Source organism: Pseudoflavonifractor sp. HCP28S3_F10, from assembly GCF_052065415.1.
Classification (GTDB): domain Bacteria; phylum Bacillota; class Clostridia; order Oscillospirales; family Oscillospiraceae; genus Pseudoflavonifractor_A.
Window position 1 is genome coordinate 37,411 of record NZ_JBQHUB010000017.1, and the last position, 23,413, is coordinate 60,823.

Genomic DNA, 23,413 nt, shown 5'->3' on the forward strand with positions numbered 1-23,413 from the left:
GGCGCGCCCGTCACCGCGCAGGAGTATGTTCGTACTCCGTAAGGCCTTTCCCGTGAGGGACTGGTGAAGCAAGGTGGTACCACGAAGCGGAAAGCTCTCGTCCTTGATGTTTTTCAAGGGCGTTTTTTTGTGCCGTCTGACCTGGTGGATCCCGCTGACAACGGTTCACATAGATCCAATTTTAGAAAAGGAGAATGCATCATGAAGAAATTTGTCTCTCTGCTCCTGTCCGGCGTACTGGCCTTCGGCCTGCTCTCCGGCTGCTCCGGCACTTCCGGAAACGCTTCCACTCCCGCGCCCGCGGCTTCCTCCCCTGCCGCCTCCGCCCCCGCCGAGACCAACTCCCTGGAGGGCACTACCCTCAAGGTGGGCGCCACTCCCGCCCCCCACGCCGAAATCCTGGAAGTGGTGAAGGGCATCCTGGCCGAGCAGGGCATCACCCTGGAGATCGTGGAGTTCAACGACTACATCCAGCCCAACCTGGCCGTGGAGAACGGCGAGCTGGACGCCAACTACTTCCAGCACATCACCTACATGAATGAGTTTAACGCCAGCGACGGTACTCACCTGGTCAGCGCCGCCGAGGTCCACTATGAGCCCTTCGGCCTGTACGCCGGCAAGACCGCCAGCCTGGACGCTCTGGCCGACGGCGCCCAGATCGCCGTGCCCAACGACACCACCAACGAGGCCCGTGCCCTGCTGCTGCTGGAGCAGGAGGGGCTCATCAAGCTGAAGGACGGCGCCGGCATCACCGCTACCAAGGCCGACATCGCCGAGAATCCCAAGAACCTGGATATCGTGGAGCTTGAGGCCAGCCAGCTGCCCGTCCGTCTGGCCGATGTGGACATGGCCGTCATCAACGGCAACTATGCCATTGACGCCGGCCTGAAGGTGGCCGATGCCCTGGCCGTTGAGGCCGCCGACGGCGAGGCTGCCACCGCCTATGTGAACGTACTCGCCGTCAAGGAAGGCAACGAGGATTCCCCTGCCATCCAGGCCCTGGCCCAGGCTCTGTGCAGCGATGAGGTCAAGACCTTTATGGAGGAGACCTACGGCGGCGCCGTGGTCCCCGTGTTCTAAGCATTTCCCCTGTGCCGCGCAGCGGCCCGGCCCTTCCTTCGTGAGGGCGCCGGGCCGCTTTTTCTTTCCGCAAGTGAAAATCAGGGGTTGACTTTAGCTCCTAAAAGTGTTAAAGTTCCAATATACTGAAACAGGAGGTCCCGGCCATGCTGCACCGCTTCGGTTATGGATACGGCTATTACCGCTGCTATTACGGCAACGGAATTTCTGCCTGCCCATAACCGGCCTGTCAGGATGGCGGTCCCCTCCCCGCAGCGCGGGGAAACACGGAACGACCAAAACCGCGGCAGCCCAGATGGGCGGCCGCGGTTTTTCTCTGCGGACATTGAGAAAGGAAGGAACCGGCTATGGTAGTCATCATGAAACAGGGGTTCACCCCCGAACAGCTGCAGGAGGCCATTCTGGCCATGAAGGCCGGCGGCGTGAAGGTCAATATCTCCAAGGGCAGCGAGACCACGGTGCTGGGCGCCGAAGGCAACGCCGCCAAGGTGGATCTGGAGATGCTGGAGCAGCTCCCCGGCGTGGAGCGGGTCATGCGGGTCAGCGAGCCCTACAAAAAGGCCAACCGCAAATACCACCCCGACGACACCGTCATCGACCTGGGCGGCGGTGCCCTGGTGGGCGGTAAGAAGCTGGCCGTCATCGCCGGTCCCTGCTCGGTGGAGAGCGAGGAGCAGATCGTGGGGGTGGCTCGGTCGGTGAAGGACAGCGGCGCCTGCGCCCTGCGGGGCGGTGCCTTCAAGCCCCGCACCTCCCCCTACTCCTTCCAGGGCCTGGAGTGCGAGGGCCTCAAGCTGCTGCAGGAGGCCAAGGCGGCCACCGGACTGCCCATCGTCACCGAGATCATGGGCACCGAGTACATCGAGCTCTTTGAGGAGTGCGTGGACGTGATCCAGGTGGGGGCCCGGAACATGCAGAACTTCGACCTGCTCAAAAAGCTGGGCCGGAATACCACCAAGCCCATCCTCCTCAAGCGGGGGCTCTCCGCCACCATCGAGGAGTGGCTCATGTCCGCCGAGTACATCATGGCCGGGGGCAACCAGCGGGTCATCCTCTGCGAGCGCGGTATCCGCACCTTCGAGACCTTTACCCGCAACACCCTGGACCTGTCCGCCGTACTGGCGGTGAAGCAGCTCTCCCACCTGCCGGTGGTGGTGGACCCCTCCCACGCCTGCGGCAAGGCCTGGATGGTGGAGCGCATGGCCATGGCCGCCGTGGCCGCCGGGGCCGACGGCCTCATCATCGAAGTCCATAACGACCCCAAGAACGCCCTGTGCGACGGCGCCCAGTCCATCACCCCCGCCGCCTTCCGGGACCTGATGGGCAAGCTGGCCCCCATCGCGGCGTGCATGGGCCGGGAGGTTTGAGCCATGAGCACGCAGACCGTCTCTCCCGCCACCTCGGCCGGGATGCGCAAACGCCTGGTGGTGGTGGGCCTGGGCCTCATCGGCGGCTCCATGGCCCTGGCCCTCAGGGACTTTGAGGACTACGAGATCGTGGGCGTGGACGTGTCACAGCCCACCCTCCGCTTTGCCGCCGAGCACGGCGTGGCCGACTTTGTCACCGGCGAGGCCGGTGAGGTCATCCCCGGCGCCGACGTAGTGGTGCTGGCCCTCCATCCCCGGGGCATTGTCCGTTTTCTGGAAGAGTACAGGGAACAATTCAAACCCGGTTCCCTGGTGGCCGATGTGTGCGGCGTCAAGACCTCCATCCTGGAAGGGGCGCAGGTGCTGCCGCCCCAGGTGGATTTCATCGGCTGCCACCCCATGGCGGGCACCGAATTCTCCGGCATCGAGCACGCCTTTGCCGAGATGTTCCGGGACAGCCACTTTATCCTCACCCCCCGGGAGAGCAGCACGCCGGAGCATGTCGCCCTTCTGGAGCGCATGGCGGCCCATATGGGCTGCCGGGATGTGTTCAAGACCACCCCCGAGGCCCATGACGCCATGATCGCCTACACCAGCCAGATGATGCACATCATCGCCGTCAGCGTGTGCGACGACCCCATGCTCTTCCAGTGCAAGGGCTTTGAGGGCTCCTCCTTCCGGGGCTGCACCCGGGTGGCCGCCCTGGATGTGGGGCTGTGGACCGAATTGTTCTCTATGAACCGCCCTGCTCTGGTGGCGGCGCTGGACCGGCTGCTGGACAACCTGAAGGACTACCGTGATGTGCTTTCCTCGGGAGATACCCGGCGTCTGGCCGAAAAGCTCGCATACTCCGCCGCCCGCAAGCGGGAGATGGACCTCCCCGGTCCCGACCTGCTGGGCTAACCGGTTGTAAAAAACCGCCCGTCTCATGACGGGCGGCTTTTTACGTGTTATGCTCCGAAACATACCCGCACCGCCCACGCCGCGGCAGTAAAACCCGCCAGATCAGCGCACAGGGCGGCGGGGACGGCATGGCGGGTCCTGGTGATGCCCGCCGCTCCAAAATAGACGGCGATGGTATAAAAAGTGGTCTCGGTGGAACCCAGCATCACCGCCGCGGTGCGGCCGATGGTGGAATCCGGCCCGTAGGTGGAGATGAGTTCGGCTCCCACGCCCAGGGCGGCGCTGCCGCTCACCGGCCGGACCAACAGCAGGCCCACCGTTTCCGGCGGGATCCCCAAAACCCGGAGAAAGGGGGCCAGGGCCGCAGCCGCCAGCTCCAGGGCGCCGGAGGCACGCAGCATATACACTGCCGTCAGCAGACCCACCAGAGGCGGCACGATCTTGATGAGCACCCCCAGTCCTTCCCCGGCTCCGGTCACCAGCGCGTCGTACACGTCCACCCGCCGCACCGCGCCCCACAGGGCCACCGCCATGATGAGAAGGGGGACCAGCATGGTCAGGAGCAGATCGGTCATGTACGCCCTCCTTCCGCCGCCAGCCGCCGCCCTGCCGGGGCGGGGAGGGGACGCAGCCTGGCAAAGAGCCGGGCCGCCAGGATCCCCACCGTCACCGAGATGGCCGAGGCCAGCCACACCGCCGGCAGGATATCAAACGGAGCGGCGCATCCCGCCGCCGCACGAACACTGGCCACCGTGGTGGGGATGAGCTGGATGGAGGCGGTGTTGCACACCACCAGCATGCACAGCGCGTCTGAGGCCACACCCGGCGTCTTCCGGCTCATGAGCCGGGCGGCCTGGATCCCCAGCGGCGTGGCCGCATTGCCCAGCCCCAGCAGATTGGCCGATACATTGGCCGAGATACTGTCCATCACGGCGGCGTCCCGGGCAAATTCGGGGTAGAGCCGCTTGAGCACCGGCCGCAGGAGACGGGACAGGCCCTCCGACAGACCCGAGCGCTTCATGATCTCCATGACCCCCATCCACAGGCACAGCAGCCCCGCCATGGACAGGCATAACTCCACTGCCGCGGCCGCTCCCTCCATGGCGGCGGCTGCCACCGCCGGCCCCCGTCCGGTCAGCAGGCCGCACACCACCGCCGCCGTCACCATGGCTGTCCATATAACCGACATTCCCATAATATCCTCTTCTTTCCACCTTCTTTAATTAGTTCTATTCTACGCTTTTGCACCACGCTTACATGCTCTTTTTTGCCGACTAAAGAGTTTATTTCCCATCCATTTTCTTTCTTTAGCACCGCAAAATACAATTTATTCCATTTTTGCGACAAAGGTCGAAAATATACGATAAAAATTTCCAAATATCAATTGACAATCAAATACCATATGTTATAATAATGTCAGTTTCTAGTGAAACATAGAAAAACATGGTAGCCTCAAGAAAGGACGTATCGCTATGAAATCTACCGGCATTGTCAGAAAGGTCGATGAACTCGGCCGGATCGTTCTCCCCATCGAGCTCCGGCGCACACTGGACATCGCGGAAAAGGACTCTTTGGAAATCTATGTAGATGGAGCCTCCATCGTCCTGAAGAAGTATCAGCCCGCCTGCATTTTCTGCGACGATGCCAAGGACGTGATCAACTTCCGCGGCAAGAACATCTGCCCCAATTGCCTGAAGGAGCTGCAGGGCAAATAACATCCCCATCTATATCAAGATCCCCCGGCGGTCCGGAGACCGGCGGGGGATCTTTTCATATATGCATGAGACAATATTGAAAAATATTCAATACATATAGTAATTGTTTTTCCATTTTTCTATGGGAATAAAATGTTATTTCTTTCTATAAAAAACCTTTTTTCTTTCCGGTTGGTCCCGCGCTATTTTCCAGTTTTCCCAACGGCCAGATCGTAGAGCTCGTTCCGGGAGAGACTGTACTCCCTGGCGGTCTGACGCACCGCATCCCTCAGGGAGGCGCCCCCCTCCCGCAGCTCGGCTATCCGGGCCAGACCGTCATCCAGCGTGTAGGCTTTCTCCTCCTGTCCGGCATCCCCCTCCAGGACAAGGACAAATTCCCCCCTGGGCGGGTTGGCTGCATACCACTCAGCCGCCTCCCCCACGGTGGTCCGCCTCACCTCCTCGTGGAGCTTGGTCAGCTCCCGGCAGAGAGTGAGCCGGCGCTCCCCGCCAAAGTATTCCTTCAGATCTTCCAGCGTGGCGGTGAGCTTGTGGGGGGCCTCGTAGAAGATCATGGTCCGCTTCTCCTGCCGCAGGGAATCCAGATGGGCCCTGCGGTTCTTTTTGTTCATGGGGAGGAAGCCCTCAAAGGTAAACCGTCCCGTGGGCAGTCCGGATACAGACAGTGCCGTGATCAGGGCGCAGGGGCCGGGGATGGCCACTACGTCCACCCCTGCGCCGGCGCAGAGGGCCACCAGCTCCTCACCGGGGTCGCTGACCGCGGGGGTTCCCGCATCGGTGACCAGGGCGCAGCTCTCCCCTGCCAGCAGGCGGGCCAGGACGGCCTGTCCCCCTGCCTCGGTGTTGTGGCGGTAATAGCTCACCATGGGCTTTTTCAGCTCCAGATGGTTGAGCAGCTTGATGGTCACGCGGGTGTCCTCGGCGGCAATGAAATCCACCTCCGCCAGAGTATCCGCCATGCGCTGAGAGATATCCCCCAGATTCCCGATGGGAGTGGGGACAAGATAGAGGGTTCCGGCCATAAGGCGCCTCCCTTTTTTGTATTTTTCTCTTGCTATATTACAAATCGTTATTGACAAAGGCGGTTGGCAGCAGCTCCAGCCCCGGCCTTCCGCCTTTGATCGCCTCCAGCAGCACCGCTGAGGGGGCGTGGGCCCTGTCATGCTGGAGCAGCTGCATCCGCTTGGGCTCCAGCCGGTGGGACCGGAGCGTGACCATCAGGTCTGCCAGTCGTTCAGGCCGGTGGACCAGCGCCAGCCGCCCGCCGTTATCCAGCAGCCGGGCTGCCGCGGCGCAGAGGTCCTCCAGCGTGCAGTGCTCCTCCATCCGGGCTCCGCCTCCGGAGCGGCCCGCCCCCACCGGGAAATAGGGCGGGTTGGAGATCACCAGGTCCCATTGCCCCGGCGGGAGCGGACAGTCCCGCAGATCCCCGGTGACGATGGTCCCCGCCAAACCGTTGCGCGCCAGGTTGGCCCGAGCCGCCTCCGCCGCCTGAGGGCAGATCTCCACCCCGGCCAGGGTCAGACCAACCGCCCGGTCCGCCAGCAGCAGGAGCAGCACGCCGCCGCCGCACCCCAGGTCGCACACCCGCCACTGGGGCCGCACCGTGGCAAACTTCCCCAGCTCCAGGCTGTCCCGGCCCAGCGGAAAGCAGACCGGGTCCCGGTGGTACATATAAGGCCCCAATCGCTCATCCATCCCGCCTCAACTCCTCTGTCAGATGACAGGCAGCGCGCCCGGCGCCCGCCAGATGTAGATGGGCGTCTCCATCAGGGACGCCGGTACGGCGTATCCCGGACACATGTCCTGCACGCCGGGGGCACGGCCGCCCAACTGCCGGGTCCGCCTGCATCACAGCGTCTCCCTTGTCCCGGCCTCTTCTTCCCGCCATTCCCGCAGGGAGAGCCATCCGCCGTTCAGCGTCAGCCGCGGGCAGCCGTCCTCTGTGCGGAGCACGCCGGGCCGCCCGGTATGCCGCCCGAACTCCACCGAGCCCCGCACCACGGTGATGCTCCGCTCCCCCAGCCGCAGCACGCTGCCGTACCCGGCAAAGGCCCGGACGATCCGGTCCACCCGTTCCGCCCGGTCCCAGGGCGTGAAGGTCCGCTCCTCCTCCGCCGGCTCCGGCCAGTACTCCCCCGCCCCCTGGGGGACAGCCTTCTCCCATAGGCGGTCAAAGTCCTCCACTGTCCGCCGCAGCAGCCGGGGGGCCAGGGTGCGGATGGTCTCCGTCATGGTCTCCAGCGTATCCTCCGCCGCCACCGGAAAGGGTTCCTGCACCAAAATATCTCCGGTATCAAAGCCGGCGGCCACCTTGTGTATGGTGACGCCGCTCTTCTTCAGGCCCTTCAGGATGGTGCACGGCATGGGCCATGGCCCCCGGCCCACCGGCAGCAGGGCGGGGTGGACGTTGGCGCAGCGCATGGGAGTGCTGGTGGGAATGCGGTAGATATAGCCAGCGGAGATCAGGGCCTGGCAGCCCTGGTCCAGCAGGGCGTACAGGTCTTCCGCCGTAATAGGCCGGTCCGTCCACGGGATATCCCGCTGCCGGGCGAAGGATACCACGTCCCGGTTGAACTCATACACCTGGTCGGTGGGATAGGTGAAGATCTGCGCCACCTGGCACCCGGTCTGCTCCAGCTCCTCCAGACAGGGGTAAAGCAGGTCAAAACCGGCATAAGCTACTTTCATGTTCTTCCTCCTGTCAGAATCCCGCTCACAGGCGCAGCCAGCCTTTCAGCTCCATCAGGTCGGCGGCCACGTACTCCTTCGGATACTCCTCAAAGGCTTCGGCGGGAGTGGTCCCGTTGAGGACGGCCGCAAAATGGGCTCCGGCCCGCCGGGCGGTCTCGGCGTCGATGACCGTGTCCCCGCAGTAAAGCACCCGGTCCGGCGTGAGCCCCAGGTCCGCAATGGCGGTCAACAGTCCTTCCGGGTCTGGTTTGGGGCTGACGACCATCTCGCCGCCGGTGACAGAGGCCAGCAGATCCAGAAGGCCCCTGGCCTCCAGTACCCGCCTCAGTGTGGACGCCCGCTTGGTACTGACGATGGCGGCAGGCACTCCTGCAACCTTCAGCGCCTTCAGCAGTTCCACCGCACCGGGAAAAAACTCGGTGGCTTCCACCTGCATGGGCACGGCCACCTGGGAAAAATACTCCCGGAACTCCTGCCGGCGGGCGGGGCTCTTCTCCCCGGAGAGCAGGGTATAGGCGTCCTCCAGCGTCATGCCGATGGTGTGCCGCACTGCGTCCGGGTCAGGCTGCGGGTGGCCCATCTTCTGAAAGCCATGGCGAAACCCGGCCACGATGGCCTTTGAGGCGTCGGCCAGCGTAAAATCAAAGTCAAATATGACCGCTCTGTAATCCATGGAACGTCCTCCTCCTGTAATTGTTCTATTGTATCACAGATCGGCGGCGCGGGCAATCAGCCTTCCCCGTCCAGCAGGGCAGCTGCTCCATAGCGGAGACAGCGTTTGAGCCGCCCCTCCCCGCGCTGGATGGTGCGGGAGACGGTGGACCTGTCCACTCCCAGCCGCTCAGCGATCTCACGCATGTTCAGCTCCGCGCCATAATAGAGGATCAATACCTCCCGTTGGCGTGGAGTCAGCTCTTCCTGCATGGCCCGGATCAGCCTGCGCCGCAGCTGCTGATGCCGGCTATCCTCCTTTGGATCCTCCCTTCCCGTACAGTCGGCCATGCGCGCGGCAAAGGCTTTGCCCCTGCGGTATCGGATCTCTCCCATTGTATTTCCCCCTTCATCCTGTTCCCTGCGGCAGAGAGGGCACAGCTCCCTCTCCTCTCCATACAGTTCGTTTCCGCACCGGCGGCACCAGCCGTCGGGAGGTCTTTGCTGCAGGTCCCGCAGCGGGTCCCATTGATTGTAGCTCCGCGTCCGCTCTCTCTCCCTTCCTCTCCTTGAAAAAAGCAGATAAAATCGAAAATAGGTGTTGACAAAATTCTTTTTAGATGATAAACTAATCAGCGTTGTGGACGAGCTGGTTTGCTGGTGTAGCTCAGTTGGTAGAGCAGTTGATTTGTAATCAACCGGTCGGGGGTTCGAGTCCGTCCACCAGCTCCATTTTCCCCATTCGGAGCAGACAAGTTTATATGGAGGAGTTCCCGAGTGGCCAAAGGGGGCAGACTGTAAATCTGTTGCGTTAGCTTCGGTGGTTCGAATCCACCCTCCTCCACCAAAAGCGTCCTGCCAATCGGCGGGGCGTTTTTTTGTCTGTCAAATCCCCTGCATCCCAACGGATGCAGGGGATTTTTCCATGCGCCCGGCCCGCAGACGGACCGGGCGGCCCCTTCTATCAATTCACGTCCGTCACAGCTGAAATTCCACCTTGACCACCTTGCCGAGGACCTTGACGCTGGTCCTGTTCAGGTCATAGATCTGGGGCTGGTGAACAGGATTGGTGGATTGCGGCATGAGGGTGACGATACTGTTCGTGGCATAGAACCTTTTGACGGTGGCATCGTTATCACCCACCAGGACCACGGCCACTTCGCCGTTCTCCACCTCATCCTGCCGGCGGACCACGATGAGATATCCGTCGTTGATGCCAATGGCGTTCATACTGTCTCCCGTGACCCGGAGCGCAAAATACTCCGCACCGCCGTTCAGGTCTGTAAGGGTATACCCCTCAATATTCTCTTCCGCGTAAATGGGCAGCCCCGCCGAGATACGTCCCAGAATGGGGATTGTGTGGTATTTCGAAAAATCAATGTGCTCCGCGCCAATCGACGAGAGCTGAAATTTTCTTTGCCCTTCTTCCAGGCCATCAGGATGGCGGTCTGTGATCCCCATCAGCTGCGCTTGCGTAACGTGCAGGGCCTTTGCAAACGCAGCGATCTTCGATTCGGACAGATTAACCCGTCCGGATTCGATCTTTGCAATGGAAGAACGGTCTTTATAGCCCACCATCTCAGCGAGCGCTTCCTGGGACAGGCCCAATTTTTCGCGCAGGATCCTGATATTTTCGTAAGTCTCCACTGCATCCGCCTCCTTTTAATTAAGACAATACCACATGTGTGAATATATGTCAACACAATTTTAAATTTCGAAAATATGTTGACATATATTCACATCAGTGTTATGATTAAGATGTGAACACAATTCACGTTTTAGTTGAAGCATAAACTACGCCGAATGGAGGTCCAAGGCGGCACTGTTTAAAGCACACGTTTTTGAACCTTGTATACGCCTATCGGCAGGTTTTGCCCGGATAAGTCCAAGTTTAAAGATAACGGTTTGCGCTTTATTTTTTTAATTGTATAGTGAATTAAATTCATCATTCTGTTAAAGTATGATCCCGCCCGGGATCGGGATCATACGAAGCCACGAAGGTGTTGAATGCGTCCACAGCTGTCTTTGCCAAAGAACCACGGGCTGTCGGTAAGCCTGCCACGGAGGAGGAGGTGAACGGAATAAGAAAAGTCGGGATTATGATTCCGGAACTGATACAGTCCCGGGGCCGCCCGGCGGAGCTGCCGGGGACATGGAAGTTCCGCGTTGTGGGACGCAGAGAAAAGGAGGCAATAAATGCAGTTTAATGTTTCGGACAATTCCATCGAGACGGTATCCACGGAGCGGCTGGTGGCCGGTTCCGTCCGTATCTTCACGGCGGAGTTCCGCTTTGACGGGAGCTGGGACGGCTATGCCAAGACGGCGGTGTTCCGGGCGGTGGAGCGCGGCGGCCAAGAGGTGCGCCGGGAGATGGTCATCTCGGACGGCCGGTGTCAGGTGCCCCATGAGTGCCTGATCGAGAACGCCTACCTTTGCGTGGGCGTCTACGGCATCGACGGGGACAGGGTGCGGCCCACGGTGTGGACCCATGACTTTGGCCTCTTCGTCCACCCGGGCGCGGAGCCGGCCCAGCCAGGAGAGGAGCCCACGCCGGACGTGTATCAGCAGTGGATCAACGCCGTCAGGGAGGACGCATCCGAGGCCAAGGATGCGGCAAAAGCGGCGGAGGAAGTGGCAGAGTACGTCACCGGAAAGGAAGCCTGGGTGTACATGGAGGTTGGCGGGGACGGCTGCCTTTACGCCGTCTCCGGCGACGCGCTGACCACCGGATTTGAGATCACAGAAAACGGGGAGCTGGAGGTGCTGTATGTCTAAGAGAACCAATCTGGGCCCGGTGACGGCCTACGCCATTGCGGTGAAAAACGGCTTTGAGGGCACAGAGAACCAGTGGCTGGAGAGCTTGAGGGGGCCCAGGGGCGAACAGGGCGTCCAGGGGCCTATTGGCCCCCGGGGCGAGCAGGGTGAGCAGGGAGAGCAGGGGCCTGCCGGCCCAAAGGGAGATACCGGCGATACCGGCCCGGCTGGCCCGCAGGGCCCGCAAGGCATACAGGGCGAGACCGGACCACGCGGACCGGAAGGCCCTCAGGGCCCTAAGGGCGATAAGGGCGATACGGGAGAACCCGGCCCGCAGGGGCCGAAGGGTGACGCCGGAGACACAGGCCCGCAGGGCGAACAGGGCCCTGCCGGAGCTGATGGCCACACGCCTACCCGAGGCGTGGATTACTGGACGGCTGCGGACCGGAAGGCAATTGTGAGCGATGTGCTGGCGGAGCTGTCCAGTGGAGACGAGGTGAGTTACTGATGGCAATCGTTGCGACAGACAATACTCATTACGGGAATATAGCGGCGGCTATCCGGGAAAAGAACGGGCTGACAGCCGCGTATAAGCCCTCCGAGATGGCGGAGGCCATCCGGGCCATCCAGACGGGCGGCGGGGGCGGTGGCTCCGTCTCTCCCAAGGAGGTCAATTTCTACGATTACGACGGTACGCTGGTGGCCGCCTATACCGTAGCCGAAGCTCAGGCGCTCACCGCCCTGCCGGACGGGCCTGTCCATGAGGGACTGGTGTTCCAGGGCTGGAACTGGACGCTGGACAAGGTGAAAGCTCTGACCCGGCCCATGAACGTGGGCGCCATGTACATCACCGATGACGGCAAGACCCGGCTCTATATCCGTATCGCCGCCGAGGGGCGTATGAATGTGCCGCTGTACTTCTCCCAGACCGTGGCTGGAGGCGTGACCATCGACTGGGGCGACGGCAGCGGGACGCAGACTCTGGCGGGAACCGGAAATGTGAACACCACCCACGCCTACCAAGGCGTGGGCGACTATGTCATCACCCTGGACCCGGCGAATGGGTGTACGCTTGGGGTTGGAAGAGCAAGTTCCAGCTACTGCGTGATGGGGGGGTCCACCGGTAATGGTGGGGCAGTATACTGTAATATGCTCCGAAAAGTCGAAATCGGACGCGGCGTGGCGAGCATCGGGCGCTGTGCGTTCTATTTCTGCTACTCTCTGGCCTCTGTCACCATCCCGGATGGCGTGACGAGCATCGGGGACTATGCGTTCTATTTCTGCTACTCTCTGGCCTCTGTCACCATCCCGGATGGCGTGACGAGCATCGGGGACTATGCGTTCCAGTCCTGCTACTCTCTGACCTCCATCTCCATTCCGGACGGCGTGACAAGTATTGGGAACAATGCGTTCTATTTCTGCTACTCTCTGGCCTCCATCTCCATTCCGGACGACATGACAAGTATCGGGAAAGGTGCGTTCAAGGAATGCCGCAGCCTGGCTTCTGTTACCATCCCGGATGGCGTGACGAGCATCGAGGACAGTGCGTTCTATAGCTGCTATGGAATGGCAGAATACCACCTTAAACCGACCACGCCGCCCAGGCTTTCGGCAACAAACGCATTCTCTGGCATACCGTCCGATTGCGTGATCTATGTCCCGGCTGGCAGCCTTGAGGCCTACCAGACCGCCACGAACTGGGCCACGTATGCCGACAAAATGCGGGAGGAACCGGTATAATGGGGGAAATATGGTATGGCTGAGCGCAAAATCGTCTGCCTGGACCCGGGGCACGGGCCGGGCTGCGTCAACGGCTCCCCGGACGGGAGCTACCGGGAGTATGAATTTGCCTGGGATATGGGACAGCGGGTACGCCGCCTGCTGGAAGCCCGGGGCGTGAAGGTGGTCATGACAAAGACCGAGAGCGAATATCCCAGTCTCACCACACGGGCTAACGTGTCCAACCGGGCGGGGGCGGATCTCTTTTTATCGCTGCACTCCAACGCCACCGGGGCCAAGGGGTGGAGTGTCACCCGAGGGCTCATCGTGTACACATCCATGGCGGGAGCTTCCGCCGGGCGGAACATCGCCGCAAACTGCGTCATCAAGCGGATGCGGGAGGCGGGGGTGGTGGTCCAGGGCAGCGGACTCCAGCACAACAAGAGCTATACCGTGCTGGCTAAGACCAATGCCCCGGCCATGATCGTGGAGTACGGCTTCCACACCAACGCCGAGGACGTGCGCCTCCTCAAGAGCGATGCCCACCGGGACAAGCTGGCCACGGCCACCGCCCGGGGCGTGTGCGATTACCTGGGTGTGGAGTGGGAGACGGGCAGCGGGCTGGACGCCGATGTGGATGCCCTGGCCTCCGCCGGGATCATCACCAGCCCGGACTACTGGAAGGCAGGCAATTACTCCGCCGCAAACGTGCAGGCACTCATCCGGGCTATGGCGGGACATATCATGAAAGGGGCATAACATGGAGCATACCATAAATGTCAAACATGCGGCCCTGACCGTCTTCGCCGCCTGCGGTACAGCTGTCTCCAATGCCATGGGCGGCTGGGATGACAGCCTGACCACTCTCGTCATTTTTATGGCGGCGGACTATGTGGCAGGACTGGTAGTAGCCGGTGTATTCAGGGCCTCCGCCAAATCCAGGGGCGGCGGCCTTGACAGCAGGATCTGCTTTGAAGGAATCGTCAAAAAAGCAGCCTGTCTTCTGCTGGTGCTCATCGGCGCCCGGCTGGACGCCATGGCCGGCGACGGGACCACCGTGCGCACCATGGTGGTCCTCTTTCTTCTGGGCAATGAAGGACTTTCCATCCTGGAGAACCTGGGTCTCATGGGTGTGCCCTATCCCCAGAGATTGAAGAACGCTTTGGACATGCTGAAATCAAAAGGAGACGAATGACAAAAGCCCGCCCCGCAGGGATGACCTGTGGGCGGGCAATTTTTATCATGATCGGTCTATGCCGTCATATCAGCATGCATCTCAATGATGGGAATGATGGGATCATGCTCTGTTTTTATATTCTTCTGAGCCAACTATTGTCTGTACTGCGGCTTGCTGTTATAATAATGTCTGCTGAATAAACCGTTTTGCGGTTTATTCGCGCGGCAAGGGCCGCGCAATTTTACAAAAACAGCTGAGTTTAGCTGTTTTTGTGAAATTCAGGCGCTGTTACAATGCGTATTTCCGCTGGAGCGTTCCAGCGGAAGGAGCACGGGTTTGGGGCAGTTTTGCCCCAAACCCGTGCTCCTGAACAAAGCCAATTGGCCCTGAAAGTCTTGGCTTTCAGGGCCAATTGGCTTTGTTCAGTACGCATTATAATAAATTTTAGTTTGACCGCAAAAGGAGTGATCTCCATGTTATCCTTTGAGAGCGACTATATCCAGGGAGCTCATGAAGCCGTCCTGCAGCGGCTGATCGAGAGCAATCTGGAGCCCATGTCCGGCTACGGCAGCGATCCCTGCTGCGAGAGCGCCAGATCCAGGATCCGGCAGGCCTGCGGCTGTCCGGAGGCCGACATTTTTTTCCTGGTAGGCGGCACACAGACCAACGCCGTGGTTATCGACAGCCTGCTCCATTCCTACGAAGGGGTGGTGGCAGCCTCCAGCGGCCATGTCAGCGTCCACGAGGCAGGGGCCATCGAGCACACCGGCCACAAGGTGCTCACTCTGCCGGAGCACAACGGCAAGCTGTGCGCCGGCGACCTGGAGCGGCTCCTGCGCACCTTCTGGGCCGACGGCACCCATGAGCACATGGTCTTTCCCGGCATGGTCTATATCTCCCACCCCACGGAGTACGGCACCCTCTACTCCGCCGGGGAGCTGGAGGAACTCTCCCGGCTGTGCCGCAGCTATCACATTCCCCTCTACCTGGACGGCGCCCGGCTGGGTTACGGCCTGATGAGCGATGAGACCGATGTGACGCTGGAGACCATCGCCCGCTGCTGTGATGTGTTCTACATCGGCGGTACCAAGGTGGGCGCCCTGTGCGGCGAGGCGGTGGTCTTCCCCAGGGGGAACATGCCTCCTCATTTTCTAACCATCGTCAAGCAGCGGGGGGCCCTGCTGGCCAAGGGCAGGCTGCTGGGCGCCCAGTTCGACGCTCTCTTTACCGATGATCTCTATTTCACCATCAGCCGCCACGCCATCGACATGGTCCGGCGGCTCAAGGAGGGCTTCCGGCAGCGGGGATACCGCTTCTATCTGGACTCCCCCACCAACCAGCAGTTCATCATCCTGGAACGGGGGGAACTAAAGCGGCTGCGGGAGCAGGTGGTCTTCAGCATCTGGGAAGAGCTGGACGAGGACCACACCGTGGTCCGTTTCGCCACCAGCTGGGCCACCCGGCCGGAGGACGTGGACGCCCTGATGGCCATCCTGGACGGATGATACGCAAAAGATCCGGATACCCAGGCGGGTATCCGGATCTTTTCATCTTAACGCTCCGCGGCGGCCTGCTCCCCGCCCGGGCGGCGCATAGTCAGGGAGATGCGCTTGCGGGGCACGTCCACCTCTTTGACCCACACCGTCACCACGTCTCCCACCGAGAGCAGCTCGGAGGGGTGGCGCACCCGCCGGGGGAGCTGGGAAATATGGACCAAACCGTCCTGATGGACGCCCACGTCCACAAAGGCGCCGAAGTCGATGACGTTGCGGACGGTGCCCTGGAGCTCCATACCGCTCTTCAGGTCCTTAATGTCCATCACGTCGGTGCGGAGCATGGGGGCGGGCAGCTCGTCCCGCGGGTCCCGGCCGGGCTTGAGCAGCTCCTTCACCACATCCCGCAGGGTGGGCAGGCCCACGCCGCACTCCGCCGCCGCACGCTCCTCGCCGTACCCGGCCAGACGTTCCCTCAGATCCCCGATATTCCCCGCCCTGACCGCCTTCAGATCGTAGCCGCACAGGGACAGGAGCCGCTCGGCGGCGGCGTAGCTCTCGGGGTGGACACCGGTATTGTCCAGGACATTCCCGCTCTCAGGCACGCGGAGGAAGCCGGCGCACTGTTCAAAGGCCTTGGGTCCCAGCTTGGGGACCTTGAGGAGCTGCTTTCGGGCGGTGAACGCGCCGTTCTCCTCCCGGTATTTTACGATGTTTTTGGCCGTGGTGTTGTTCAGGCCCGACACACGGGTGAGCAGCGGGGCCGAGGCCGTGTTCACATCCACTCCCACCGCATTGACGCAGTCCTCCACCACGCCGGAGAGGGTCTCGTCCAGCCGGGCCTGAGGCATATCGTGCTGGTACTGGCCCACGCCGATGGCCTTGGGGTCGATCTTCACCAGCTCGGCCAGGGGATCCTGGAGCCGCCGGGCGATGGACACGGCGCTGCGCAGATTCACGTCGTAGTCGGGGAACTCCTCGGCGGCCAGCTTGCTGGCCGAGTATACGCTGGCCCCCGCCTCGCTGACCACCATGTAGCTCACCCCGCCGCCCAGTTCCCGGATCATCTCGGCGGCCATGAGCTCGGTCTCCCGGCCGGCGGTGCCGTTGCCGATGGCGATGTGCTCCACCCCGTGGCGGCGCACCAGGGCCTTCAGCGTGTCGATGGCCTCCCGGCGTTTCCGCTCATTGAAGGTGGGATAGACCACCGCCGTATCCAGCACCTTGCCGGTACCGTCCACCACCGCCACCTTGCAGCCGTTGCGATAGCCCGGGTCCAAGCCCATGGTGACTTTGCCCTTTACCGGAGGCTGCATGAGAAGGGGCCTCAGGTTCAATCCGAACATTTTGATGGCCCCCTCGTCGGCCCGCTCGGTGAGGATGTTCCGGATCTCCCGCTCCAGGGAGGGGTAAATGAGCCGGTCATAGGCGTCCTCGGCGGCCTCCTTCACGAATTCCATGGCCGGGGAGCCGGGGCGCACCACCTGCCGCCGCAGCAGAGGGAGGGCCAGCTCCCGGTCGGTGACCATGCTCACCTTGAGGAAGCCCTCCCGCTCGCCCCGGTTGATGGCCAGCACCTGGTGGTTCTGCACCCGGGGGACGCTCTGGCGGAAGTCGTAGTACAGGCGGTAGACGCTGTCCTCCTCCCCGGCGGCGGACACGGCCAGGATGCTCCGGCGGAGCATCAGCTCCCGCAGGGCCTTGCGGATGCCCGCGTCGTCGCTGATGCGCTCGGCGATGATGTCGTTGGCTCCCTGAAGGGCATCGGCCACGGTCTCCACGCCCTTTTCCGGGTCGAGATAGCCGGCGGCGGCCTTCTCAGGCGCAGGGCAGTCCCGCTCCTGGGCGAAGAGAAGGTCGGCCAGGGGCTCCAATCCCTTTTCCCGGGCAATGGTGGCCCGGGTGCGGCGCTTCTGCCTGTAGGGGCGGTACAGGTCCTCCACCTCGGCCAGGGTGGCGGCAGCGGCGATGGCGGCGGAGAGCTCCTCCGTCAGCTTGCCCTGATTCTCAATGGCCGCTGTGACCTCCTCCCGGCGCTTTTCCAGGCTGCGCAGGTATTGCAGCCGGTCGGCCAGGGTGCGCAGCGCCGTGTCGTCCATGGCGCCGTGAAGCTCTTTGCGGTAGCGGGCGATGAAGGGGATGGTGTTGCCCTCGTCGATGAGCCGGACCACGTTCTCCACGTGGGCGGCGTCCCGGCCCAGCTCCCGGGCCAGGATGGAAATGATGCTCTCCATGCGGTCACTCCTTTGGTAAATCAATGTCTCTGCTCTTCTCCGGAAGGACGGACGTCCCATCCTCCGCCGGCCGGAACCGGCAAAAAGGCCGCCGCGGACGGCAGATGTCCGCGGCGGCCCGGTCCGCGCCCCCTGTTCAGGGGAGCGTGTCGCTGTCTACCAGGATATTATCGGTACCGTGCTGGTCAAACTCCGCGATATAGGCGTCGATACGCCGGGTGAGCTCGTCGTAATTATTTTCGTCGATGGGCACGTCGTCCATGTCCCGGCGGGCCAGGTCCTCGGCCAGGATGTCGAAAAACACGTTGTTCTCATACTCCACGATGGCCTCGTGGATACCGCCCTCCACAAAGGCCCGGGAGGGGACAACCTCGCCCTTCCAGTCCTCCGCCAGGACGCCCATTCCCTCTTCCCGCGCCCGGGCAAAGAGCAGGCTCTCCACCTCGTCATAGTCCCGGAAGCGGTCGTCGCCCCGTGTGGAATTCAGGATCCAGTTGCCGATATAGGCCATGTCCAGCAGACGGCGGAATTGTTTCTGCGTCAGTTCCAGCTTCATCTCAGTAACCTCCTTGCTGTCGTGACCCGGAACGGCGGCCCTCGCCGCCGCTCTTGCTATCATTATATTATAGTAACTTTGCGGCTGTTGTCAAACCGGGGGGAATGATTTGGCGGGATGTCAAAAAAAGCTCTTGTCAATCCGGGGGATTTCGCATATCATTATAAGGATATCAGTCTATTTGGCCGAACTGCGGCCGGGAGGTAACTTTTGTGGACCAGAGAGCCATCGGAGTGTTCGACTCGGGCCTGGGCGGGCTCACCGCGGTGCGGGAGCTGACCCGTCTGCTGCCCGGAGAAGATATCGTCTATTTCGGAGACACGGGGCGTGTCCCCTACGGCACCCGCTCCCGTGAGACCATCATCAAATACGCCAGACAGGACGTGGCCTTTCTGCGCCAGTTCGATCTGAAGGCCATCGTCATTGCCTGCGGCACCGTGTCCACCACAGCGCTGGACATTCTGGCCGCCGAGAATCCCATCCCCGTGCTGGGCGTGGTGGAGCCGGCCGCCCTGGCCGCCGCCCGCCGGACCCGCAACGGGAAGATCGGCCTCATCGGCACCCAGGCCTCCATCCGCAGCGGCGCCTATGAGCGCCTGATCGCCGGGGCCAATCCGGAGACCAAGGTGCTCTCCCGGGCCTGCCCCCTCTTCGTGCCGCTGGTGGAGAACGGCCGGGTGGAGCCCGGCGACGTGGTCATCGAGACCGTGGCGGCCGAGTACCTCGCCCCCCTGAAGGAGGCCGGAGTGGACACCCTGGTGCTGGGCTGCACCCACTATCCCCTGCTGGAGCGGGTCATCGGCGCCTTCATGGGGCCGGAGGTAACCCTTATCAACGCCGGGGCTGAGGGAGCCCGGGCGGTGGCCGGCCGCCTGCGGGAGCTGGAAGAGCTCTCCGACCGTCCCCGGGGGAGCTGCCGCTATTTCGTCAGCGATGGAGTGGAGGGCTTCTCCCGCCTGGCCTCCCTTTTCCTGCAGCAGGATGTGAGCGGCGAGGTCTCCCAGGTGGAGATCGGGCAAAATTGACCCGCCGGGGACTTTACAGTTTTCTTTTCTCCATATATAATATTGCTCACATTCCGGCCCCGCGGGGGCTTCTGGCAGACAAGGAGCGGCACGCAGCCATGGACGAGAACAATGTCATCATTTCCATCCGGGGAATCCAGTCGGCCCCTCAGCAGCCCGACGACGTCATCGAACTGGTGACCGAGGGAAAGCTGGTACACGACGGGGACGGCGCCTTCACCCTGAGCTATCAGGAGAGCGAGGTCACCGGCATGGAGGGTACCCTGACCACCTTTCAGATCGAGCGGGAACGCATTACCCTGATGCGGCTGGGGGAATTCAGCTCCCAGATGGTCTTTGAGCCGGGCCGCCGCCATCTGTCCATGTACAACACGCCCTACGGGGCCCTGTCCGTGGGAGTCAATACCCGCTCCATGTCCGCCGACGTGGACAGCCGGGGTGGTCAGATTAGCATCGCTTACGACATTGAGATCGACCACGCGGTGGCCGGCGTCAACCAGTTCGAGATTCAGATCCGGGAGGCACGGAAATAACTCCGTCCCCCGTTTCTTTCAATCATTCAGATCAGATATGAGAGGGAATCAGCTATGTCGAATATGATCCAGGCGGCACGCGAACAGGTGTCCGCCCTCACCCAGGCCGCCTACGAGCGGGCGGCAGCCGCCGGGGTCCTTCCCGCCGGCGTGGAGGTCAAGGCCAATGTGGACATCCCCAAGGATGTGAAAAACGGCGACTACGCCTCCTCCTTCGCCATGGCCGGCGCCAAGGCCATGCACATGGCCCCCCGGGCCATCGCCCAGGCCATCGCCGGGCATCTGGAGCTCTCGGGCAGCTATTTCGACCGGGTGGAGATCGCCGGTCCCGGCTTCCTGAACTTCTTCCTGGGCGCCAAGTGGTACGGAGACGTGCTCTCCCAGATCGAGGCGGAGGGTATGGAGTACGGCAAGAGCGACGAGGGCCATGGCCGGAAGGTGATGGTAGAGTTCGTCTCCGCCAACCCCACCGGCCCCATGCACATGGGCAACGCCCGGGGCGGCGTACTGGGCGACTCCCTGGCCAACGTGCTCTCCCGGGCCGGCTTCGATACCTGGAAGGAATTCTACGTCAACGACGCGGGCAACCAGATCGCCAAGTTCGCCCACTCCATCTACGCCCGCTGCATGCAGCTCACCGTGGGGGAGGAGAACTACCCCTTCCCCGAGGAGGGCTACCACGGCGACGACATCAAGGAGCTGGCCCGGGGCTTCCTGGCCCAGGCCGGCGACTTCCCCGGCCAGACCTCTCAGGAGGACTGGGAATCCGCCATGGCCCAGTACGGCCTGTCGGTGAATATCCCCAAGATGAAGGCCGACCTGTCCCGCTATCAGATCGAGTATGACCAGTGGTTCTTCGAGTCTGAGCTCCACAACAGCGGCTATGTGGAGGAGACGGTGGGCATCCTGGCCGCCAACGGCTGGACCTATGAGAAGGACGGCGCCCTCTGGCTCAACACCACGGAGCTGCTCAAGAAGAAGTACATGGCCGAGGGCAAGACTCAGGAGCAGGTGGACAAGCTGGACCTGAAGGACGACGTGCTCCGCCGTCAGAATGGCTTCTACACCTACTTCGCCGCCGACATCGCCTATCACCGCAACAAGCTGGACAAGCGGGGCTTCGACCTGGCTGTCAACATCTGGGGCGCCGACCACCACGGCCATGTGGCCCGGCTCCAGGCTGCCCTGGACGGGCTGGGCCTGGACGGCTCCCACCGTCTGGTGGTGGTGCTGATGCAGCTGGTGAACCTGCTGCAGGACGGCAAGCCGGTGCGCATGTCCAAGCGCTCGGGCAAGGCCATCGCCCTCCACGACCTGCTGGACGAGGTCAGCGTGGACGCTGCCCGCTACTTCTTCAACTCCCGCTCCTCCACCAGCCCGGTGGACTTCGACCTGGACCTGGCTGTCCGGGAGGACAGCGAGAACCCGGTCTATTACGTCCAGTACGCCCACGCCCGCATCTGCTCCCTGGTGCACCGCCTGGCCGAGGAGGGCTCTCCCGTCCCCGCCGCCGCCGGAGTGGACGCCGCCGTGTTCTCCACCCCTGAGGAGAAGGCCCTCATCAAGAACCTGGCCCAGCTCCCGGAGGAGATCCATCTGGCTGCCCGGGACTTCGATCCCAGCCGGATCAACCGCTACCTTCTGGCCCTGGCCGGCGATTTCCACCGGTTCTATAACGCCTGCTATATCCGGGGCGAGGCGCCCCAGGTGCTCTCCGCCCGGCTCAAGCTGGCCGACACCGTGCGCCTGGTCATTGCCAATTGTCTCACTCTCATCGGCGTGTCCGCCCCCGAGAAAATGTGATCTGCTCTTCCCCCGTCCCGGCCTGCCCGGGACGGGGGATCTTTCTTTCAGGACTCTATTACGTCAACTTTATTTTGCCGAAAAATAGACTATTTTGACGGATATTATACGTCAAAATAGTCTATTTTCAATCCTGTAAGTGTCTGCTTTTGTCCAAAAAAAATGAACAAAATAAAACATATTATTTAACATTTTATTAATTGTTTTGAAAAGGCCTTGTAATCTCTTAAATCGGTGTTATGATAGCCACCGAAGAACTTCCAAGACCACAGCGGGGCCGTGCGCCCCACGTCAAATCGAGGAAATGAATATGCTGTCATTTGTAAAAGAGTTCAACTTTGTGCTGGCCGTCGTCCTGACCCTGGCCTATTCCTATCAGCTGGTCTATCTGGTCCTGGGCCTGCGCCGGGAACGGGACCATACCCCCGAAGAGCCGGTCCGGCTCCGCCGCTACGCCGCCGTCATTGCGGCCCGCAATGAATCCAACGTGATTGGGGAATTGATACACTGTCTGAAAGAACAGAACTATCCCGCCCGGCTGCTGGATATCTACGTCATCGCCGACAACTGCACCGACCGCACCGCTGGCGTGGCCCGGGCTTCCGGCGCCTTTGTGTATGAGCGTTTCAACAAGATCCAGGTGGGCAAGGGCTACGCTCTGGACTATTTTTTCCGCCGCCTGCGCTCCGCTGGCCGGGACGTGTACGATGGCTACTTTATCTTTGACGCCGATAATCAGGTAGATCCCAATTTTGTGGCCGAGATGAACCGCACCTTTGACCGCGGCGGCTACGACGCCCTGACCTGCTACCGCAACTCCAAGAATTTCGGCGACAACTGGATCTCCGCCGGCTACGGCCTGTGGTTCCTGCGGGAGGCCCGATTCCTCAACCGCCCCCGGATGCGCCTGGGCACCAACTGCCATGTGTCGGGCACCGGCTTTCTGGTGTCCGCCGGTCTGATCCGGGAGAATGGCGGCTGGCCCTACCATCTGCTCACCGAGGACATCGAGTTCTCCGTCAGCGCCGCCCTGAAGGGCAAGCGGATCGGCTACTGTGAAAAGGCGGTCATTTACGACGAGCAGCCCGTCTCCTTCAAGCAGTCCTGGGATCAGCGGCTGCGCTGGTCCAAAGGCTTCTTTCAGGTGGACGTGAAATATGGCCTGGGCCTGATCCGCGGCTGCTTCCGGAGCAAGACGCCGGCCGCCGCCTTCTCCTGCTATGATATGCTGATGACCGTGGCCCCCGGCATGCTCCTGACCCTGCTGGGTATCCTGTTCAACGCCATCATTCTGGCTGCGTGCCTGGGGGAATCCACCTATATCGCCAAACTGGTCATCGACGAGACAGCCGGCTTTGTCTGCATGGGCGTGGTCAATTTCTATATGGGACTTTTCCTCTACGGTCTGCTGACCACCGCTGCCGAGTGGAAGCACATTCACGCCTCCTCCACTCAGAAGATCCTCTATCTCTTTACCTTCCCCCTTTTCATGTTCACATATGTCCCCATCTCCATCACCGCGCTTTTCAAACGTGTGGAGTGGAAGCCCATTTACCACGGCGCCGGCCGCCGGCGCCTGCCGTCCCAGAGCTGATAAGAAGCGGGGGGGGGGTCCGGGGTCGCCCCGCACACGGCAACAGACCCCCGCGGTGTTTTTGTTAGACCGCCCCCCCAGAATAAAACAACTAAATTTTTAAAACAAATCATCA

The 23,413-nt window shown here is 61.8% G+C and carries 24 protein-coding genes and 2 tRNA genes; 16 read left to right on the forward strand and 10 right to left on the reverse strand.

Features of this window, described 5'->3' with window-relative positions; all coding sequences use genetic code 11:
• Positions 1 to 201 precede the first annotated feature (201 nt).
• The 3 genes from ACTNBZ_RS08725 to ACTNBZ_RS08735 all read left to right on the forward strand — a co-directional run bounded on the left by ACTNBZ_RS08725 (position 202) and on the right by ACTNBZ_RS08735 (position 3,350).
• Positions 202 to 1,080: a MetQ/NlpA family ABC transporter substrate-binding protein gene (locus ACTNBZ_RS08725; RefSeq protein WP_441209284.1), complete on the forward strand. Its 879-nt coding sequence runs from the start codon at positions 202 to 204 to the stop codon at positions 1,078 to 1,080.
• A 347-nt stretch (positions 1,081 to 1,427) separates the two neighbouring features.
• On the forward strand, positions 1,428 to 2,447 hold the full coding sequence (aroF, locus tag ACTNBZ_RS08730; RefSeq protein ID WP_441209285.1) for a 3-deoxy-7-phosphoheptulonate synthase: 1,020 nt from the start codon (positions 1,428 to 1,430) through the stop codon (positions 2,445 to 2,447).
• Positions 2,448 to 2,450: 3 nt separating this feature from the next.
• Positions 2,451 to 3,350 carry a prephenate dehydrogenase gene (locus tag ACTNBZ_RS08735; protein ID WP_441209286.1) on the forward strand — a complete coding sequence of 300 codons (900 nt, stop codon included), beginning with the start codon at positions 2,451 to 2,453 and terminating at the stop codon, positions 3,348 to 3,350.
• Positions 3,351 to 3,397: 47 nt separating this feature from the next.
• Here ACTNBZ_RS08735 and ACTNBZ_RS08740 read toward each other — a convergent pair whose 3' ends face one another.
• Together ACTNBZ_RS08740 and ACTNBZ_RS08745 are read right to left on the reverse strand one after the other, a co-directional pair.
• Entirely contained in the window at positions 3,398 to 3,925 is a 528-nt protein-coding gene (locus ACTNBZ_RS08740) for a spore maturation protein (RefSeq protein ID WP_441209287.1), read from the reverse strand.
• A complete protein-coding gene (locus ACTNBZ_RS08745) occupies positions 3,922 to 4,545 on the reverse strand; it encodes a spore maturation protein A (RefSeq protein ID WP_441209288.1) in 624 nt (207 codons plus the stop codon). The genes ACTNBZ_RS08740 and ACTNBZ_RS08745 overlap by 4 nt, the downstream gene beginning before the upstream one ends.
• Positions 4,546 to 4,822: 277 nt before the next feature.
• On the opposite strand from ACTNBZ_RS08745, the gene ACTNBZ_RS08750 reads away from it, so the two are divergent.
• Entirely contained in the window at positions 4,823 to 5,065 is a 243-nt protein-coding gene (locus ACTNBZ_RS08750; RefSeq protein ID WP_161846349.1) for an AbrB/MazE/SpoVT family DNA-binding domain-containing protein, read from the forward strand.
• 182 nt (positions 5,066 to 5,247) lie between these two features.
• Here the strand turns inward: ACTNBZ_RS08750 and rsmI are convergent, their stop codons facing one another.
• The 5 genes from rsmI to ACTNBZ_RS08775 form a co-directional block, all read right to left on the reverse strand.
• Positions 5,248 to 6,087, reverse strand: a complete 840-nt coding sequence (gene rsmI / locus ACTNBZ_RS08755) for a 16S rRNA (cytidine(1402)-2'-O)-methyltransferase (protein ID WP_441209289.1) — start codon at positions 6,085 to 6,087, stop codon at positions 5,248 to 5,250.
• Between the two features lie 37 nt (positions 6,088 to 6,124).
• On the reverse strand, positions 6,125 to 6,763 hold the full coding sequence (locus tag ACTNBZ_RS08760) for a methyltransferase (RefSeq protein ID WP_441209290.1): 639 nt from the start codon (positions 6,761 to 6,763) through the stop codon (positions 6,125 to 6,127).
• 153 nt (positions 6,764 to 6,916) lie between these two features.
• Positions 6,917 to 7,756 carry a methionyl-tRNA formyltransferase gene (locus ACTNBZ_RS08765; protein ID WP_441209291.1) on the reverse strand — a complete coding sequence of 280 codons (840 nt, stop codon included), beginning with the start codon at positions 7,754 to 7,756 and terminating at the stop codon, positions 6,917 to 6,919.
• A gap of 25 nt (positions 7,757 to 7,781) precedes the next feature.
• Positions 7,782 to 8,432, reverse strand: coding sequence for an HAD family hydrolase (locus tag ACTNBZ_RS08770; protein ID WP_441209292.1), 651 nt, complete (start codon positions 8,430 to 8,432; stop codon positions 7,782 to 7,784).
• A 56-nt stretch (positions 8,433 to 8,488) separates the two neighbouring features.
• Positions 8,489 to 9,046: a sigma-70 family RNA polymerase sigma factor gene (locus ACTNBZ_RS08775; RefSeq protein WP_441209306.1), complete on the reverse strand. Its 558-nt coding sequence runs from the start codon at positions 9,044 to 9,046 to the stop codon at positions 8,489 to 8,491.
• A gap of 20 nt (positions 9,047 to 9,066) precedes the next feature.
• Here ACTNBZ_RS08775 and ACTNBZ_RS08780 point away from each other — a divergent pair.
• Together ACTNBZ_RS08780 and ACTNBZ_RS08785 are read left to right on the forward strand one after the other, a co-directional pair.
• A tRNA-Thr gene (locus tag ACTNBZ_RS08780) sits at positions 9,067 to 9,142 on the forward strand.
• 31 nt (positions 9,143 to 9,173) lie between these two features.
• Positions 9,174 to 9,257: transfer RNA gene (locus tag ACTNBZ_RS08785), tRNA-Tyr, on the forward strand.
• Between the two features lie 131 nt (positions 9,258 to 9,388).
• Here the strand turns inward: ACTNBZ_RS08785 and ACTNBZ_RS08790 are convergent.
• A complete protein-coding gene (locus tag ACTNBZ_RS08790) occupies positions 9,389 to 10,057 on the reverse strand; it encodes a helix-turn-helix domain-containing protein (RefSeq protein WP_441209293.1) in 669 nt (222 codons plus the stop codon).
• 549 nt (positions 10,058 to 10,606) lie between these two features.
• On the opposite strand from ACTNBZ_RS08790, the gene ACTNBZ_RS08795 reads away from it, so the two are divergent.
• The 6 genes from ACTNBZ_RS08795 to ACTNBZ_RS08820 all read left to right on the forward strand — a co-directional run bounded on the left by ACTNBZ_RS08795 (position 10,607) and on the right by ACTNBZ_RS08820 (position 15,565).
• Positions 10,607 to 11,185: a hypothetical protein gene (locus ACTNBZ_RS08795; protein WP_441209294.1), complete on the forward strand. Its 579-nt coding sequence runs from the start codon at positions 10,607 to 10,609 to the stop codon at positions 11,183 to 11,185.
• On the forward strand, positions 11,178 to 11,672 hold the full coding sequence (locus tag ACTNBZ_RS08800; protein ID WP_441209295.1) for a hypothetical protein: 495 nt from the start codon (positions 11,178 to 11,180) through the stop codon (positions 11,670 to 11,672). Before ACTNBZ_RS08795 ends, ACTNBZ_RS08800 begins: the two co-directional genes overlap by 8 nt.
• Entirely contained in the window at positions 11,672 to 12,904 is a 1,233-nt protein-coding gene (locus ACTNBZ_RS08805; protein ID WP_441209296.1) for a leucine-rich repeat domain-containing protein, read from the forward strand. Before ACTNBZ_RS08800 ends, ACTNBZ_RS08805 begins: the two co-directional genes overlap by 1 nt.
• A 15-nt stretch (positions 12,905 to 12,919) precedes the next feature.
• Entirely contained in the window at positions 12,920 to 13,642 is a 723-nt protein-coding gene (locus ACTNBZ_RS08810) for an N-acetylmuramoyl-L-alanine amidase family protein (protein ID WP_441209297.1), read from the forward strand.
• A gap of 1 nt (position 13,643) precedes the next feature.
• The gene (locus ACTNBZ_RS08815; protein ID WP_441209298.1) at positions 13,644 to 14,078 is read left to right on the forward strand and encodes a phage holin family protein; all 435 of its coding nucleotides are present in this window, start codon (positions 13,644 to 13,646) and stop codon (positions 14,076 to 14,078) included.
• Between the two features lie 455 nt (positions 14,079 to 14,533).
• Positions 14,534 to 15,565 carry a threonine aldolase family protein gene (locus ACTNBZ_RS08820; protein WP_441209299.1) on the forward strand — a complete coding sequence of 344 codons (1,032 nt, stop codon included), beginning with the start codon at positions 14,534 to 14,536 and terminating at the stop codon, positions 15,563 to 15,565.
• Positions 15,566 to 15,612: 47 nt separating this feature from the next.
• Here the strand turns inward: ACTNBZ_RS08820 and ACTNBZ_RS08825 are convergent, their stop codons facing one another.
• Together ACTNBZ_RS08825 and ACTNBZ_RS08830 are read right to left on the reverse strand one after the other, a co-directional pair.
• Positions 15,613 to 17,787, reverse strand: a complete 2,175-nt coding sequence (locus tag ACTNBZ_RS08825; RefSeq protein ID WP_441209300.1) for a Tex family protein — start codon at positions 17,785 to 17,787, stop codon at positions 15,613 to 15,615.
• 136 nt (positions 17,788 to 17,923) lie between these two features.
• Positions 17,924 to 18,343: a hypothetical protein gene (locus tag ACTNBZ_RS08830; protein WP_441209301.1), complete on the reverse strand. Its 420-nt coding sequence runs from the start codon at positions 18,341 to 18,343 to the stop codon at positions 17,924 to 17,926.
• Between the two features lie 212 nt (positions 18,344 to 18,555).
• On the opposite strand from ACTNBZ_RS08830, the gene murI reads away from it, so the two are divergent.
• The 4 genes from murI (at position 18,556) to ACTNBZ_RS08850 (ending at position 23,298) form a co-directional block, all read left to right on the forward strand.
• Positions 18,556 to 19,368 (forward strand): glutamate racemase, encoded by an 813-nt coding sequence (gene murI / locus ACTNBZ_RS08835; RefSeq protein WP_441209302.1) that lies wholly within the window; start codon positions 18,556 to 18,558, stop codon positions 19,366 to 19,368.
• 98 nt (positions 19,369 to 19,466) lie between these two features.
• On the forward strand, positions 19,467 to 19,901 hold the full coding sequence (locus ACTNBZ_RS08840) for a DUF1934 domain-containing protein (protein ID WP_441209303.1): 435 nt from the start codon (positions 19,467 to 19,469) through the stop codon (positions 19,899 to 19,901).
• 54 nt (positions 19,902 to 19,955) lie between these two features.
• Complete coding sequence (gene argS / locus ACTNBZ_RS08845) at positions 19,956 to 21,704, forward strand: arginine--tRNA ligase (protein WP_441209304.1); 1,749 nt, start codon at positions 19,956 to 19,958, stop codon at positions 21,702 to 21,704.
• Positions 21,705 to 22,014: 310 nt separating this feature from the next.
• Entirely contained in the window at positions 22,015 to 23,298 is a 1,284-nt protein-coding gene (locus ACTNBZ_RS08850) for a glycosyltransferase family 2 protein (RefSeq protein WP_441209305.1), read from the forward strand.
• The last annotated feature ends 115 nt before the right edge of the window (positions 23,299 to 23,413 follow it).

What these genes read in the sequence shown, in the direction of transcription:
- ACTNBZ_RS08740 (WP_441209287.1), bottom strand. Translation starts at nt 3,925, where the DNA reads ATGACCGATCTGCTCCTGACCATGCTGGTCCCCCTTCTCATCATGGCG.
- ACTNBZ_RS08745 (WP_441209288.1), bottom strand. Translation starts at nt 4,545, where the DNA reads ATGGGAATGTCGGTTATATGGACAGCCATGGTGACGGCGGCGGTGGTG.
- ACTNBZ_RS08735 (WP_441209286.1), top strand. Translation starts at nt 2,451, where the DNA reads ATGAGCACGCAGACCGTCTCTCCCGCCACCTCGGCCGGGATGCGCAAA.
- argS (WP_441209304.1), top strand. Translation starts at nt 19,956, where the DNA reads ATGTCGAATATGATCCAGGCGGCACGCGAACAGGTGTCCGCCCTCACC.
- ACTNBZ_RS08815 (WP_441209298.1), top strand. Translation starts at nt 13,644, where the DNA reads ATGGAGCATACCATAAATGTCAAACATGCGGCCCTGACCGTCTTCGCC.
- ACTNBZ_RS08800 (WP_441209295.1), top strand. Translation starts at nt 11,178, where the DNA reads ATGTCTAAGAGAACCAATCTGGGCCCGGTGACGGCCTACGCCATTGCG.
- ACTNBZ_RS08825 (WP_441209300.1), bottom strand. Translation starts at nt 17,787, where the DNA reads ATGGAGAGCATCATTTCCATCCTGGCCCGGGAGCTGGGCCGGGACGCC.
- ACTNBZ_RS08850 (WP_441209305.1), top strand. Translation starts at nt 22,015, where the DNA reads ATGCTGTCATTTGTAAAAGAGTTCAACTTTGTGCTGGCCGTCGTCCTG.
- ACTNBZ_RS08750 (WP_161846349.1), top strand. Translation starts at nt 4,823, where the DNA reads ATGAAATCTACCGGCATTGTCAGAAAGGTCGATGAACTCGGCCGGATC.
- ACTNBZ_RS08830 (WP_441209301.1), bottom strand. Translation starts at nt 18,343, where the DNA reads ATGAAGCTGGAACTGACGCAGAAACAATTCCGCCGTCTGCTGGACATG.
- ACTNBZ_RS08795 (WP_441209294.1), top strand. Translation starts at nt 10,607, where the DNA reads ATGCAGTTTAATGTTTCGGACAATTCCATCGAGACGGTATCCACGGAG.
- ACTNBZ_RS08820 (WP_441209299.1), top strand. Translation starts at nt 14,534, where the DNA reads ATGTTATCCTTTGAGAGCGACTATATCCAGGGAGCTCATGAAGCCGTC.
- ACTNBZ_RS08840 (WP_441209303.1), top strand. Translation starts at nt 19,467, where the DNA reads ATGGACGAGAACAATGTCATCATTTCCATCCGGGGAATCCAGTCGGCC.
- rsmI (WP_441209289.1), bottom strand. Translation starts at nt 6,087, where the DNA reads ATGGCCGGAACCCTCTATCTTGTCCCCACTCCCATCGGGAATCTGGGG.
- ACTNBZ_RS08765 (WP_441209291.1), bottom strand. Translation starts at nt 7,756, where the DNA reads ATGAAAGTAGCTTATGCCGGTTTTGACCTGCTTTACCCCTGTCTGGAG.
- aroF (WP_441209285.1), top strand. Translation starts at nt 1,428, where the DNA reads ATGGTAGTCATCATGAAACAGGGGTTCACCCCCGAACAGCTGCAGGAG.
- ACTNBZ_RS08770 (WP_441209292.1), bottom strand. Translation starts at nt 8,432, where the DNA reads ATGGATTACAGAGCGGTCATATTTGACTTTGATTTTACGCTGGCCGAC.
- ACTNBZ_RS08810 (WP_441209297.1), top strand. Translation starts at nt 12,920, where the DNA reads ATGGCTGAGCGCAAAATCGTCTGCCTGGACCCGGGGCACGGGCCGGGC.
- ACTNBZ_RS08725 (WP_441209284.1), top strand. Translation starts at nt 202, where the DNA reads ATGAAGAAATTTGTCTCTCTGCTCCTGTCCGGCGTACTGGCCTTCGGC.
- ACTNBZ_RS08760 (WP_441209290.1), bottom strand. Translation starts at nt 6,763, where the DNA reads ATGGATGAGCGATTGGGGCCTTATATGTACCACCGGGACCCGGTCTGC.
- ACTNBZ_RS08805 (WP_441209296.1), top strand. Translation starts at nt 11,672, where the DNA reads ATGGCAATCGTTGCGACAGACAATACTCATTACGGGAATATAGCGGCG.